At 42.2% G+C, this 14,468-nt stretch carries 10 protein-coding genes; 8 read left to right on the top strand and 2 right to left on the bottom strand.

Translation table 11 applies throughout. The features are described 5' to 3' along the window. Positions 1 to 784: 784 nt before the first annotated feature. The 8 genes from epmA (at position 785) to H0913_RS15985 (ending at position 11,657) form a co-directional block, all read left to right on the top strand. A complete protein-coding gene (gene epmA, locus H0913_RS16020; protein WP_036955971.1) occupies positions 785 to 1,762 on the top strand; it encodes an elongation factor P--(R)-beta-lysine ligase in 978 nt (325 codons plus the stop codon). Between the two features lie 280 nt (positions 1,763 to 2,042). Further along, the gene (locus H0913_RS16015) at positions 2,043 to 4,751 is read left to right on the top strand and encodes a DUF2345 domain-containing protein (RefSeq protein WP_181478819.1); all 2,709 of its coding nucleotides are present in this window, start codon (positions 2,043 to 2,045) and stop codon (positions 4,749 to 4,751) included. Position 4,752: 1 nt separating this feature from the next. Next, complete coding sequence (locus H0913_RS16010) at positions 4,753 to 6,702, top strand: phospholipase D-like domain-containing protein (RefSeq protein ID WP_181477591.1); 1,950 nt, start codon at positions 4,753 to 4,755, stop codon at positions 6,700 to 6,702. 3 nt (positions 6,703 to 6,705) lie between these two features. Beyond that, positions 6,706 to 7,668: a DUF6396 domain-containing protein gene (locus H0913_RS16005; RefSeq protein ID WP_154639348.1), complete on the top strand. Its 963-nt coding sequence runs from the start codon at positions 6,706 to 6,708 to the stop codon at positions 7,666 to 7,668. Between the two features lie 5 nt (positions 7,669 to 7,673). Continuing rightward, positions 7,674 to 8,678: a DUF6396 domain-containing protein gene (locus H0913_RS16000; protein WP_232368798.1), complete on the top strand. Its 1,005-nt coding sequence runs from the start codon at positions 7,674 to 7,676 to the stop codon at positions 8,676 to 8,678. A 152-nt stretch (positions 8,679 to 8,830) separates the two neighbouring features. Further along, positions 8,831 to 10,249 (top strand): hypothetical protein, encoded by a 1,419-nt coding sequence (locus H0913_RS15995; protein ID WP_181477590.1) that lies wholly within the window; start codon positions 8,831 to 8,833, stop codon positions 10,247 to 10,249. Positions 10,250 to 10,272: 23 nt separating this feature from the next. Next, positions 10,273 to 10,536 (top strand): PAAR domain-containing protein, encoded by a 264-nt coding sequence (locus tag H0913_RS15990; protein WP_181477589.1) that lies wholly within the window; start codon positions 10,273 to 10,275, stop codon positions 10,534 to 10,536. Beyond that, positions 10,533 to 11,657: a hypothetical protein gene (locus H0913_RS15985; protein WP_154603500.1), complete on the top strand. Its 1,125-nt coding sequence runs from the start codon at positions 10,533 to 10,535 to the stop codon at positions 11,655 to 11,657. Before H0913_RS15990 ends, H0913_RS15985 begins: the two co-directional genes overlap by 4 nt. Before the next feature lie 85 nt (positions 11,658 to 11,742). On the opposite strand, the gene glpQ is transcribed toward H0913_RS15985, so the two are convergent. Both glpQ and glpT read right to left on the bottom strand, forming a co-directional pair. Beyond that, on the bottom strand, positions 11,743 to 12,816 hold the full coding sequence (glpQ, locus tag H0913_RS15980; protein ID WP_006659015.1) for a glycerophosphodiester phosphodiesterase: 1,074 nt from the start codon (positions 12,814 to 12,816) through the stop codon (positions 11,743 to 11,745). Between the two features lie 214 nt (positions 12,817 to 13,030). After that, on the bottom strand, positions 13,031 to 14,380 hold the full coding sequence (glpT, locus tag H0913_RS15975; RefSeq protein WP_006662870.1) for a glycerol-3-phosphate transporter: 1,350 nt from the start codon (positions 14,378 to 14,380) through the stop codon (positions 13,031 to 13,033). Positions 14,381 to 14,468 lie beyond the last annotated feature (88 nt).

Raw genomic sequence — 14,468 nt, 5'->3', positions numbered from 1 at the left:
CGCTTCTCCATTGTTCAAGTGTAAAGTGTTAAATTAATAAATTCTTTTAAATACTTTTAGTGCTTAGCTATTTCAGTTTCGGTTTGCCTTTAGGCAAATCTGCAAAGAATCTTTTTTTAATCGTAAATATATAATAGCTAATAACGACTTATTATGTTGGGAATTATAACGAATAGTGGCGGGGATAAATTTGATATAGAAAGGTGTTTTGGGTGATATTACCCCTAAAGTGTGATCTGCGTCTTCTTTTTGTAAATTGTTTTTGGGTGTGAAGAAATTGTAGATAAACCGAAAATAATAAAAAGGAATTTCAAATAATTATCATTAAATTTAACGGAATTCCTAGCATTTAAAACCAACTAAAATCGTCAGGTTTTTCTTTCTAACAGTGGATAATCTGGTGTTCCTCGCGGAAATTCTAGAATCATATCGAAGATAAAATTGCGAAAGAGTTCACTGTTTAGAAAGTCGCTTAATTTTTAATGCTAAAAAACAGATTTAAATTGTATCAATAAGGTGAGTGGTGCAGTTTGGTTTTAACATTTGCATCACAAGCGATAAGAAAAAATCATGTTTTTGTTTTTTTTTAACCAAATGTTAAAAGTTCATAATAAAGCTTTTTTGCCTAATCGTATAAAGCAGGGGATAATCACGTCATCTTTTCTCACCTTGAATCATATCCCCTATCGATACTCAGATAGCGCATAATATCCACAATATTCCATTGTGTGTTAAGGGGGAGGTGAGTACACTGCACGACTAAGTTTATTTTGGAGTTATTTTAATGAGTGAAGTAGCGAATTGGCTGCCTACAGCCCCCATCGCTAACCTGTTACAGCGCGCAAAAATTGTTGCGGAAATCAGACGTTTTTTCGCTGATCGCTGTGTACTTGAGGTAGACACACCCGCAATGAGTCAGGCGACAGTGACTGACATTCATCTTGTTCCATTTGAAACTCGCTTTGTGGGACCCGGCGCGGCTCAGGGTATCAATTTATATTTGATGACTAGCCCTGAATACCATATGAAGCGCTTACTGGCAGCGGGAAGTGGGCCTATCTATCAAATGTGCCGTAGTTTCCGTAATGAAGAAGCAGGAAGGCACCATAACCCTGAATTTACGATGCTGGAATGGTACCGCCCACACTTTGATATGTATCGCTTAATCAATGAAGTGGATGATCTTCTGCAACAAGTGCTGGAATGCGAAAGTGCTGAGCTACTCTCTTATCAGCAAGCATTTTTACGCCACCTAGATATTGACCCGCTCTCTGCGGAAAAAAGCGAGTTACGTGAAGTGGCAGCCCGCTTAGATTTAAGTAATGTGGCGGACAATGAAGAAGACCGCGACACCTTGTTGCAACTACTGTTTACCATGGGCGTGGAGCCACACATTGGTAAAGAGAAGCCAGCGGTGGTTTACCACTTCCCTGCAACGCAAGCGTCATTAGCGGTGATTAGCACAGAAGATCACCGTGTAGCTGAGCGTTTTGAAGTCTATTTTAAGGGCATGGAGCTGGCAAATGGCTTCCATGAACTGACCGATGTGGGCGAACAGCGCCAACGTTTCGAGCAAGATAACCGCAAGCGTGCTGCAATGGGTTTACCCGTTCAACCGATTGATGAAAACTTGCTTGCAGCGCTTGAGCACGGTTTACCGGCATGTTCCGGTGTGGCTGTTGGTGTTGATCGCTTAATCATGCTGGCACTGAATGCCGAAAGAATTAGCGATGTGATTGCGTTCCCAGTGACGATTGCTTAAAACTCAGTTTCTATCTATGACATTAAAAAGCACCTTGAACGTTGATCATTGATTGACGAAGGTGCTTTTTCTTTCCAGCCCGTTCTACCAAAAACGAATTAAATGCTTTCGGATAATTCTTCTATAAGTCCCATTCCTGAAAATTATGGTTGATTTCAAGTTCATTTGCTGGTCTTTTGTTTGACTTAAGCTAAATAAAATGAATTTGAGTTGGTGACCTTTCTACCTTTGCTTCTATTACTGGTTGCCACGGAACAAGCAGAAAAGGAGCATGAATAGAATGGGCTTACAGGATCTCGCTTTAAAAATCGCTCCACTCCATAATCGCTATCAATTGGGCGTTCAAGGTTGTAGTGTTCCATTGGATGTTGAATCTTTCATTGGGCGAGAAGCCATTAGTGAAACCTATCGCTATCAGATAACATTCACCTCCCCAGCTCAAAACCTACCAGCTCAACAGTTTCTTCGTCGTACCGCCCATTTTACCTTTTCATCTCCCACTATTCCGCTGGCGGCATTAGATTCACTGAGTGAACCGCAAAAGCGAATTCATGGGGTCGTCACACATTTTAAACGGTTATCTGGTTCAGCAGATGAAGCCCAGTACCAAATTGTGATTGAGCCGTTTGTCTCATTGCTGCGCCATCAGATGCGTTCCTATCGCTTTTTCCTCAATAAATCTGTACCGGAAGTGATTGAGTTTATCTTGCGTGAACACAAAATTCAGGGCTGGGAGTTTGAGTTTCACCTGCAACGACAATATCCCAAGCGGGAGCAAATCAACCAAATCAATGAAAATGACTGGCAATTTATTGAGCGGTTGCTCAGTGAAGTGGGCATTTTCTATTCCTTTAGTCTCCAGACCGACACGAAGACGGAAATTATTCACTTTGGCGATAGCCAACGCGCTTATGTGTACGATTTACAGCTGCCACTCAATAGCCCTTCAGGCATGAATGACAATGGCGTTGAAAGCGTGTGGGGGCTATCGCTACGTCACCAAGTGGTGGAGCGCAGTGTCGTGACTAAAGATTATAATCACCGGCAAGCGATGCAAACGTTGCTATCCATTGAAACGGATATGACTCGCGGAGATGGGGACGATATAAACTATGGCGATGTTTACCACTACAAAGCCCGCCATCTTGAGCGTGGAGAGAAATACCAACCTGAAACGGAAACCGCCCATTTTTGGTCACGGCTAGACCATGAACGCTTTCTTGCCCGCCAAACGCTGCTACGAGGCAAAAGCAATTCACCGCGCTTAACGCCGTTGATGATTTTTAAAGTCATCGATAGCCAATTACCATCCACCTTACCCACGGATTTTCAATCCGAAATTTTAATCACTCGATTACGATTTTCAGGCAGTCGTAGCCGTGCATTAGTGATTCAATTTGATGCGGCGCCGTACACCGAAGCACTGTGCTGGCGACCTGTTCTAAAGACTCGCCCTGTGATAGCAGGCACATTAATGGCGCGTATTACCAGCGCCAAATCCCACGATATTTACGCCCATCAAAATGAACACGGCTTTTACTGGGTGAAATTCGATGCCGACCGAGATGAAAAACCGACGGGATATGAAAGTATGCCTGTGCGGCTGGCCAAACCCTATGCGGGGGATACCTACGGAATACACTTCCCGTTAATCCAAGGAACAGAAGTGGCGATTGCCTTCCATGAAGGCGACCCAGATAGACCGTATATCGCCCATGCCTTGCATGACTCCCATCGCACCGACCACATCACTGACAAAAATAATACCCGCAACGTCATTCGTACTCCGGCGAATAATAAACTGCGTATGGAAGATAAGCGCGGGGAAGAGCATATCAAGCTCAGCACCGAATACGGCGGAAAATCCCAACTTAATTTAGGGCATTTGGTTAATCAAGGGCGTGAAAAACGCGGTGACGGTTTTGAACTGCGCACTGACAGTTGGGGCGCAATACGCGCAGGTAAAGGGCTGTTTATCAGCACCGACTTACGCACGAAAGCCGCTTCTGAACAACTGGATATGCGCGAAGCCAAGCAGCAATTGGATGATGCGCTGAGTTTGGTGAATTCTTTACGGGAGGCTGCCGAAGTGGCGAAAGCCGAACTGGCCGATTTAAACGCCCAACAAACCTTACTCACCCAATCGATTAATGAACTGCAACAAGCGGTAATGTTACTCAGTTCCCCTGCGGGTATCGCATTAACTTCACCCAAAACCGTACAGGCTCACAGCGGTGAAAATATCACCCTAACCGCTAATAAACAGGCGGATATCTCAGTCGGTAAAAAAATTACCTTAGCGGCAGGTAAGGCAATCAGCTTGTTTGCTCACACCCTAGGAATTAAAGCTTTTGCGGCTAAAGGCAAAGTCGAAATTCAAGCCCAAAGCGATGAAATGCACCTTACCTCACTTAAGGACATGACCGTCACCAGTACCGGTGGTAAAACCGTGGTTGCAGCCAAAGATGAACTGCTATTGACCTGTGGTGGCGCCTATATTCGCTTAAAAGGCGGGCAAATTGAGTACGGCAGCCCCAGCAATCAAACGGTAAAAGCGACTAATTGGGTGGTTAAAGGACCGGCGTCTATGGATGTCACTCACCCACAATTTCCACAGTCTATACCGAAACAAACTCTACGTTTTCAACTGAGCTCGTCACCGCAAAGCCCAATGAAGGCGCGTGCGTTTGAGCCGTATGAATTGTATGCCAATGGGGCGCTTATCCTAAAAGGCATGAGTGATGCGCAAGGAAATATCCAAATTGACCATGATATTCCGACGGATAGCTATCAACTACATTTACTGAATGGGGATCGTTACGATATCGATGTTCCTCCTACTGAAGAGCAAGATGCAGAAAGCGTCGAACCCGTTAATGTCGGTTTTCGAACCAGTGCGCCAAGCCAAGAGCGAGAAAGCTCGCGAATAGGCCAAGCGTGGGGGGAAGGGCTTTCCCAGTTTATTACTGAATGGAATAAGAGAAAATAATATGTCAGGAAATCAATCTGGGGGATTCCCCGCTTCTGTGCAGTTACCCATACCAGCAACCGAGCAGAAAATACGCTTACCCGTCTCGACGTGTATGGTGCTGCAAATGACGCCCAGTTGGATCCCTGAGAGTACCAAATATCCGATGAGCTTATTTGTGTATGCCCCACTCGTGAATGGAAAACAAACTTTTGCGGCGGTTGCGGAGGCAATTCGGCATGCTAAGCACAGCATTGAAATTATTACATGGGGTTTCCAGCCCTCCATGTATTTTGAGCGCTCAAGCGGCATTAATGAAGGAACATTTCCGACGATTGCAGAGCTTCTTGAACAGAAAGCCAAAGAAGGGGTGAAAGTTCGTATTCTAGTGTGGTTTGATGAACTAGCTAAATTCGGTGAAACCAGTTTGCCAGGTTGGCGATTATCAACCCATTACACGTCGAGGCAAAAAATTGAACTTCCGATGGAAAAGGCTATCGCGGCAGGGTCTAAATTAGACTACGAGTCGGATAAACAATATCAATTTGATAAAGAGTGGCTACATCGTGCGAAAACCAATCAAATTAAAAATTTATCGGTTCGTACACGCTCAATGGCAATAAATAGCCCCTCATCTCGTTTGAGTCAGGTGGCGAAGTTAACCAAACACCAGTTTGGCAGTGATGATGTCGAACTCAGTTTACGTTTGGCGGCTCTGGCGATGGTTCCCACCCATCACCAAAAAGCGGTGTTGATTGATTATGAAGAACCCACACTCGCGATTGGCTTTGTGATGGGGCACAACATGCACTCGCAGTATTGGGATGATGACAAACATTCGATTCTCCGACATAAAGAGATGTCATGGTTAGGACGTGATGGCCCCACCGCATGGCAAGATACCTCTAACTGTGTGTATGGCGAAGTATTGTGTGATTTAAGCGACAACTTTGTCACGGCATGGAAAGAAACCGAAGGCTTGTTTACACACGGCAGTGAAGGCGTCCAATTGACAGAGCAGCGTAAAGCGCTTTCTCGTAGCCAGTACACACCGACTTTAGAGCATGTTGAAGACTTAAATAAGCGTTACACATTTTTAGCTCGAAACCCATTAACACCAACGGCGGGAAAAATTTGTCGCACTCATCCCGAATATGATGAATATGATATTTTAAAGTCCTACGATCACGGTGTTAAACATGCACGTAACTACCTTTATTTTGAAAACCAATATTTCCGCTTATCGTCCATTGCTAAAGATGTGCGCAATATGGTCGAAGAGCGAAATAAGCGCTTTGCCGAAGCCGCTGCAATCGACTCTAAACTGCAAGGTGCGAAACTGCCACCGTTCTATTTATTTGTGGTGACAAACTCAACCACAAAAGCAGAGGTGGGTGACTCGAATGAAGTCGGTGGATATCAAACTTACAAGATGCTGGAAACCTTAGGGCGCCGTGATTTGATGCGGGAGCATGCTGCGTATCGAGATACGGTAAATAATGTCATGGCATCGATCCGAAACGGTCAGGTGTTAGCCCCAATTGATGTCGTTAACCCTGATGATATTCAAGAAGAAGAGATTGACGGGTTTAAGAGCGTGATTTGCACGTTAGTTTCCTCGGATTCTAATCTCTGGCAGTCGGTGTATGTCCACAGCAAGTTAACGTTAGTGGATGACACCTTTTTAATCCAAGGCTCTGCCAATATCAATTTACGCAGTATGGCATTTGATACTGAAATTGCGGTGATACTGCAAGATACGGATATTTTTCCTATTGTTAAACCGTTACGGGAAAAATTGTGGGGAATCCATAAAGGAACGGGGAGTGTCTCTGATGATTTAACGACGGAATTTGATAGTTGGAATAGTATTGTTATTCAAAATAAAGAAAAAAAAGATGATGAAAAACAACCAATAAGTTCGCTCATTCCCTTTGAGGATAAAACGATTGGCTTAGAAAATTCGGATTAAATTATGTCACTAATTAAACCTTGTTTATTACTGTGTGCTCTAGTGCTACTTGCTAGTTGCAAACCTGTAGAAGAAAAAGAGAAAGCGATGACTCAAAAAATAGAATCCGATTTAACCTTTACCTGTGTGTATGAAAAAGACACATTACCTCCCGTTGATCCTGAAGCCGACATTTGGTTTAAACAAGCCCGTGAACTTGAAAAGGTGAATAAATCTCAACGAGATTATAAGCAAATTGGTGAGCTCTACCGCAAAGCCGCCGAGCGGAATCACCCTAAAGCCATGCTTAACTTAAGCAATTTAATCAGTTATGGCAAGGTCCTCCCCATTGAAGGTAAAGGCCCAGCCCAGGAGGTATGGGATATTATTCAAAAAATGGCTAAATTGAATATCAGTTACGGTTATTACCAAATGGGGCACTATCTTGATACAGGCTATGGTGTCATTGCAGACCGTACAAAAGCCTTAGCGTATTTTCGCCAAGCAGCAGATTTAGGCAGCCCTGAAGCTCAATATGTAATTGGGAAAATTTTTATTGCTAAACGTCTATCTGATAGAAATAATCCTGCCTATCGCCCTGAAATTGGGAAAAAGATGTTAGATTGTGCAGCAAATCAAGGTAATGGAGAAGCTGCTCGCAGATTAGCTACTTACTCTGTTAATGTTGAAAATAATCTAAGCATAGCTTTAAAGTATTATCAATTAGCCGTTCAAAATGGTAATAACATATCTGTTATAATGCTAGCCGACACTTTTAAAACAAACACAACTCCAAAGGATTATTACTATTTAGGTGTAAAACCCGATCCTGAACGCTCTGCTCGTTATGAAGCTATTACAAAAGAAATTAGAAATAACCCCGAGGCACGCTTTCCCGATATCGATAAAATAGTCCCGCTCCCACCTGCTGAGCTCCCTGAATGGGATGGCACCTTTGAATATAAAAAACAGGCAGAGGGGCAATAATCACTATGCCTATTTCCTTTTTATCTCATATGCCATCTGTGGCTTGTGGCACCGTTAAATACAGTGCAGTGCTATGTAGTTTGTTGATACTCAGTGCTTGCAACCCTGCGGATAAAAAGGATGAGTTACTAGCTCAAAAAACAGAACCCGACTTAACGTTCACTTGCGTGTATGAAAAAGATACCTTACCTCCCGTTGATCCAGAAGCCGACATTTGGTTTAAACAGGCGCGAGAACTTGAAAAGGTCAATAAATCTCAACGGGATTATGCTCAAATTAGTGCTCTCTACCGTAAAGCGGCAGAGCGTAATCACCCCAAAGCCATGCTTAACTTAAGTAACTTAATCAGTTATGGCAAGGTCTCCCCAATTGAAGGTAAAGGTCCAGCTCAAGAGGTGTGGGACATTATCCAAAAAATGGCAAAGTTGAATATCAGCTACGGTTATTACCAAATGGGACACTACCTCGATACGGGCTATGGAGTCGTCGCTGATCGTACTAAAGCTTTAGCCTATTTTCGCCAAGCAGCGGATTTAGGCAGTCCTGAGGCACAAAGTGTGATTGGTGACATTCTGATATCAATGCGATTATCCGATAAGGACAATCCGGCTTATCGCCCTGAAATTGGTAAAAAAATGCTCGAATGTGCGGCTAATCAAGGAAACGGAGAAGCTGCATATAATCTTGCTTTTTACTTACGAGTTGTTGATCAAAATTTTAATAGTGCTTTAAAGTATTATCAACTATCAACGAAAAATGGGTATCGACATGCAGCAGCAACTTTAACTGGTGCTTTTGATCCAAAGACAGCATTAGAACGTGTTTATTATCTCAATGTAAAGCCTGATAAAGAGCGTTCATTACGTTATTATGCAATAGTCAAAGAAATGGATGCCTCTGATGAAACAGCCAAATTCCCCGATATTGATAAAATCGTTCCTCTTCCCCCTGCCGAACTCCCTGAATGGGATGGCACGTTTGAATATAAAAAACAGGCAGAGGGGCAATAATCAAGATGAATCTTTCCTTTTTATTTCACGGTAAAAATCTTACCGAATTTAAAATTGCTGAAGAGGTATACGGTTTATTATTGATCAACAGGTAGATAAAAGAGATTTCTAATCTATCAATAGAAATATTACATTGAATATAAAGGAACTATATGAAATACAAAACGAAATTATTTAAATTATTGCTTAAACCTATCGGTATTCTGTTACTTTCTTTGCTAAGTATTTTCTCTTCACAAGCAAAAGAAAAAGACGCCCCTTTCTTACTTGTATCTATTGATAGAAGTGAGAATATTCCATATCAACTAATGAAAAATGGTCATATTATCGAATCAGGGAAGACTGATTATAAAGGACAAATATTCACAAATTCACATGATGACAATAAAAGTGAATCTTGGTTGATCCGTACATCAACGGGGGTTTATGGTGCATATTTACCGAATAAAAGTAAACAAGGTGAACTTTATGCATTTTATTCGCCTCATACGTATTTTGATATGGAAGAAGTTGATAATCCACCTTCAAAAAATAATTATGTAGCGTTCACTTTTTTTGGCAAAAATTCAAGTCATTATGAATCAGAACCTTATTGGATTTATCATAATAATAAATTAATCGATAGTGGTGTCACTGCTCATGAAAATAACGGTGGAGTTTCTGAGATATTAACAGTCCCTACAGTAATAAACTCCTTTAAAATATTAACATGTTCAAATACTGTGTTTTCAGTTGAGAGAAAAAATAAATCTGAAAGTCTTTACGCTCTGACTAATTACTTTGATATTACCTATGATAATTCAGGGGAAATTAAGTTAACTGAAGCAATGAAGCAACAATGCCAATTGAAAAAAAGTTGGCAATTTAATATGGCATCAACAAACTCTGAGTATAATCAAAATAAGCCATTTTTAAGTATTGGTATTGTTCCTTATAAATCAGGAGAACAGCGTAAACAAATTATTGAAGCAAAATACGAAGCCGAAAGAATTTCTGCGGAAAAACACCAAAATTTAAAAGAACAAAGTTATCTTTCTGGGAATAAACGTTTCTCTGGTAAAGGGGGGATCACGCCAACTGGCGAATGTCCAGCTGACCTAATCAGTATTTTTGGTATTCCAGCTAATTTACCAGAAAGTCATATTATGGATATTGCCCATGAGTTTTATTTCTCAAATAAAACATTAGCAGGTGATGCCGCGTTTAAACTTTATTCAGAATCAGGTGTTTTTTATCGTAAAGGAATGAAAAGTGGTTCTGTCAGCAAGATAGTCATAACCAAAGGAAATAGTAGTGATAGAGGGATTATTGACTCCTTAATGGAAGGTAAGCCTTATTGCTATGCAAATATTGGCTCTGATGGTGATAGTTCTTATGTTTATCTAATGGATTACACTCAAATGTCACCAAATAATTTTGAAGAACTGCGACAATACTTAGGCCGGATTTGGGGGCTAACGCCGTCAGAAGATGATCTAAGAAATATACATTATCTTTATGGGCGTACTATTAGTGAACCGGGTATCGGCGGGGCTTCTTTCCTTATTCCACTTCAACGTATGGCACAATAGCTCATTAATAAAAGGATCTTAACATGCGCGCACTTGTTCGATTAGGTGACAAAACCACTCATGGCGGTGAAGTGATTACTGCATCTGGCTTTGTTATGTATGGTAAACCCATCGCTTTAGTGGGTGACAAAGTCAATTGCCCTAAAAAAGGGCACGGCGTTAATGCCATTTTACCCGGTTCAACGCGCATTTTAATATCCGGTCGTCAGGCGGCACTGAATGGTTTTCAAACTGAATGTGGCTGTACGCTTATTGCTAGTTTGTCATCGTCGGGCGAACAATCATGATGAGTTGGAAAACACCTTCATTAGATCACCCTCTAGCGCCTAAAGTACCCCGTTGGATGCTTTGGTTTTTGATTATGCTGATTGTAGGTGCTCTTGGATTTGGGCTGAGCCTCTATTTATCCACAAATGAAATGCTATCGCCAACTACCAGCAACACCACGCTGATGATTGTATTCGTTATTTGCCCCGCGCTGTTGGTGGGTTTTATTCGATTTTTTATCTACTCAATCGCTGCTTATCGCCATCAACTTTTTACCAATATGTTAGATGATGCTCGCAGAGAATGGCGTTATTGGGCAGGCAAGCACCTTGGGGTGTTAACGCATACTCGATTAACGCAAATCGATGAAGAGCAACAAAACGGTATTTCTTTATCTTCATTGCCACCCAATAAAGATAATGTATTGACGCTAAGCTCATTGAAATCGCTTTCGTCATGGGAAAAACAAGAAATAGTGGTGCGAAAATTACTTGCGCCCATTGCCGAGTATTACCATCAACATTCTCTCTCCCAGCCTATTACCCTATATTGGCAAACTGAAGATAATGAATCTAACTGGCAGGAACTGATTGAGCGGGAAGCTGCGCGTTTGTCATTGACGCTGGAATCCGTTGAGATATTACCCTCCGAGTCGTTCAGTCAATGGTTATTAGCATTGTATGAAAATGCCTTTGAACCCAAGCTATACGCCATTTTGGCGTTTCAGTTAGATTCGACGGCGAGTGAAGAAGCCGCGAGCCTATTGCTTGCACCTCAAGGATTTTACGAACGTTTAAGAGCACCTATCAAAGCAAAGCTCCTGCGTCCGATATCTACAGATAAAGAATCTTTCGCAAATGCACTGAAAACACAGTGTGAATTTCAGTATTCAGGGGAGCAATTGGATAGGGTTTGGCACAGTGGCGTGAAAGAAAATGATAAAGGAAAGTGCATCGAGAGCTATGCACGACAGAAAGTACCTAATTTATCAGAGCATCTTTATGATATTGATGCCCTTTTAGGGAAAGGCGCTATAGCTCGCCATGTTGTGGCGCTGTCACTAGCGTGTGAATATTCGCACCACAGTCTGATCGCTCAGCAACATGAAACGCAACTTTTATTGCAGCAAATTCAGGCTTAAAGTCTAAGTAAGAGAGTCGTTATTCTGATTGAAAAGACTCTCTCGAGTCATTGACTTGCAATTGACTCGAGAGAGTGAGGGAGAGTTACTTCTGCTTTTGCTGCTCTAAGAACTTAACCCCTAAATCTGGGAAATCTGTAAAGGCACCATCAACATCAGCTTGGTTATAAATAATGTCATATAACTGCTGACCATCTTTTGCGTACTTAGGCAGTTTGTCCACACGGATAGTAAATGGATGCACCGCCATATGGTTCGCGTGAGCTTCCTTCACCATACCGTTCACTTTGATATTGGTTGGCGTAGAATCTTCGCTAATGAGCATATGATAGTCAGGGCCAATACCATCTGCGTAGGTTGCAATCTCTTTCATCGCACCCGGCTTCATCATCCAATCATAGTTATAGTTCACCCATGTTCCATCTGGCTTCTGCTCTTGTGTTTCTTCCCAATCGGTATAAGCGATTAATTGGATCAGTTTTAAATCCATTCCCATTTCTGGCATCAGTTTCGTTTTGATGCGTTTTAGATCAATTGGGTCGAAAGATTGCAGATAAACGTTAGAATCTTTGTTGGTATAGCCATACTCTTTCAGGACTTCTAAGGTTTTCTTGGTGATATCCTTGCCTTCTTGTTGATGGAACCAAGGGGCTTTAATTTCAGGGTAGATACCGATATTTTTACCCGTAGATTTGTTCAAACCTTGAATAAATTCAATCTCTTCTTGGAAGGTGTGAACACGGAAATCAGATTTACCCATTGGGAAACGGTTTGGATAGCTTTGGACTTTTTTGCCGTCAACAATGTCGAAACCTTCCGTGAATTTCAGGGATTTAATTTCTGGCAGGGTAAAGTCGATGGCATAGTAGCGACCATCTTTACGTGCGCGATTTGGAAACTTATCCGCTACATCAGTGACACGATCCAGATAGTGGTCATGAAGAACAACCAGCTCATTATCTTTGGTCATCACTAAATCTTGTTCTAGGAAATCCGCGCCTTGCGCATACGCCATCGCTTTCGCTGGAAGGGTATGTTCAGGTAAATAACCACTTGCACCACGATGCGCAATTACCACTTTACCAGCCGTTTCGGCAGCAGCAGAGACTGACATCACTAAGACCATACTTGCGACTAATGTTTTTAATTGAAAATTCATCAGTAAATCTCCTTGGTACTCATTGTTTGTAAGAAAAAAATTTGTAAGTAAAAAGCTTGTAGGTAAACAGTTTTATAGGTAGATAAATTTATAGATAAATACTTTTGCAGATATAAAATAGTGCCGATAACAAATTTTGGGTAAAAAAATGGGTTATATCCTTTTCTTGATATAACCCATCAATCTAGCTAATCAACTCAACATAAGCGGTCGCTTATTGGTTTTTAGCAAGTTCACGTTTATGTTTACTTTCGCTCAGCATAACGATGAACAGTAAAACAACGGCCAGTGCGGAACCACCGATCATCACAGCAAAACCGCCGTTCCAACCGAAGTAGTCAACGGTATAACCGACGATAGCACTTGCGGCAACAGAACCACCAAGATAACCGAATAAACCGGTGAAGCCTGCGGCGGTACCCGCTGCTTTCTTAGGTGCAAGCTCAAGAGCGTGTAGACCAATCAGCATGACAGGGCCATAGATTAAGAAACCGATAATCAACATACATGCCATATCAACGCCTGGGTTACCCGCTGGGTTCATCCAGAAGACGATAGTTGCAATGGTCACTAAGGTCATGAAGAACACGCCTGTCGCGCCACGGTTACCACGGAAGACTTTATCCGACATCCAACCGCACAGCAGCGTTCCTGGAATACCCGCATATTCATACAGGAAGTAAGCCCATGAAGATTTATCCATTGTGAAGTGTTTAACTTCGCGCAGGTAAGTTGGTGACCAGTCCAGAACACCGTAACGTAGTAAGTATACGAACACGTTAGCGATAGCAATCATCCACAGAAGTTTGTTAGGGAATACATACTTCATGAAGATAGCTTTAGCGGTTAATTCTTCTTCATCAGAGGCTTTATAGTCTGTTGGATAGTCGTTTTTGTACTCTTCAATTGGTGGCAGACCACAAGATTGCGGGGTATCACGCATTAATGCGAAGGCAATCATTGCCACTAAAATAGCCGCGAATGCTGGCATATATAGCGCAGCTTTCCAGTCGTTAAACCATGCCATACCTAACAGGAACAGTAATGGAGGCAGACCACCGCCGACGTTATGCGCACAGTTCCAAACGGAGACGATACCGCCACGTTCTTTTTGTGACCACCAGTGAACCATGGTACGTCCGCAAGGAGGCCAACCCATACCTTGGAACCAACCACATAAGAATAACAACACGAACATAACCATGATGCTAGACGTTGCCCATGGCACGAAGCCCATGAATATCATGACAAGTGAAGCGAGGATCAAACCTGCCGGTAAGAAGTACCGAGGGTTAGCACGGTCGGAAAATGAGCCCATGATAAATTTGGAGAAACCATAGGCGATTGAAATCCCAGATAATGCGAAACCAAGGTCACCTTTAGAGAAACCTTGTTCAACAAGATAAGGCATTGCAAGGGCGAAGTTCTTTCTAACTAAGTAGTATGCTGCGTAACCGAAGAAAATCCCCAGGAAAATCTGCCAACGTAATTTACGATAGACGGGGTCTATTTTATCCGCTGGCAGCCTCTCGATATGAGCGGCGGGTTTAAACATGCGTAACATAAAGCCTCCGATGGCATGTCAGTAGTTATATGCTCTTCATTTCACATATGTTGTGAAGTTGTTGAGCGTTTATTATGGGAGAAGTAAC

This window comes from Providencia rettgeri, from assembly GCF_013702265.1.
Classification (GTDB): Bacteria; Pseudomonadota; Gammaproteobacteria; order Enterobacterales; family Enterobacteriaceae; genus Providencia; species Providencia zhijiangensis.
The sequence above is the reverse complement of the archived record's forward strand: the minus strand, read 5'-3'. Positions and strand labels throughout refer to the sequence as shown.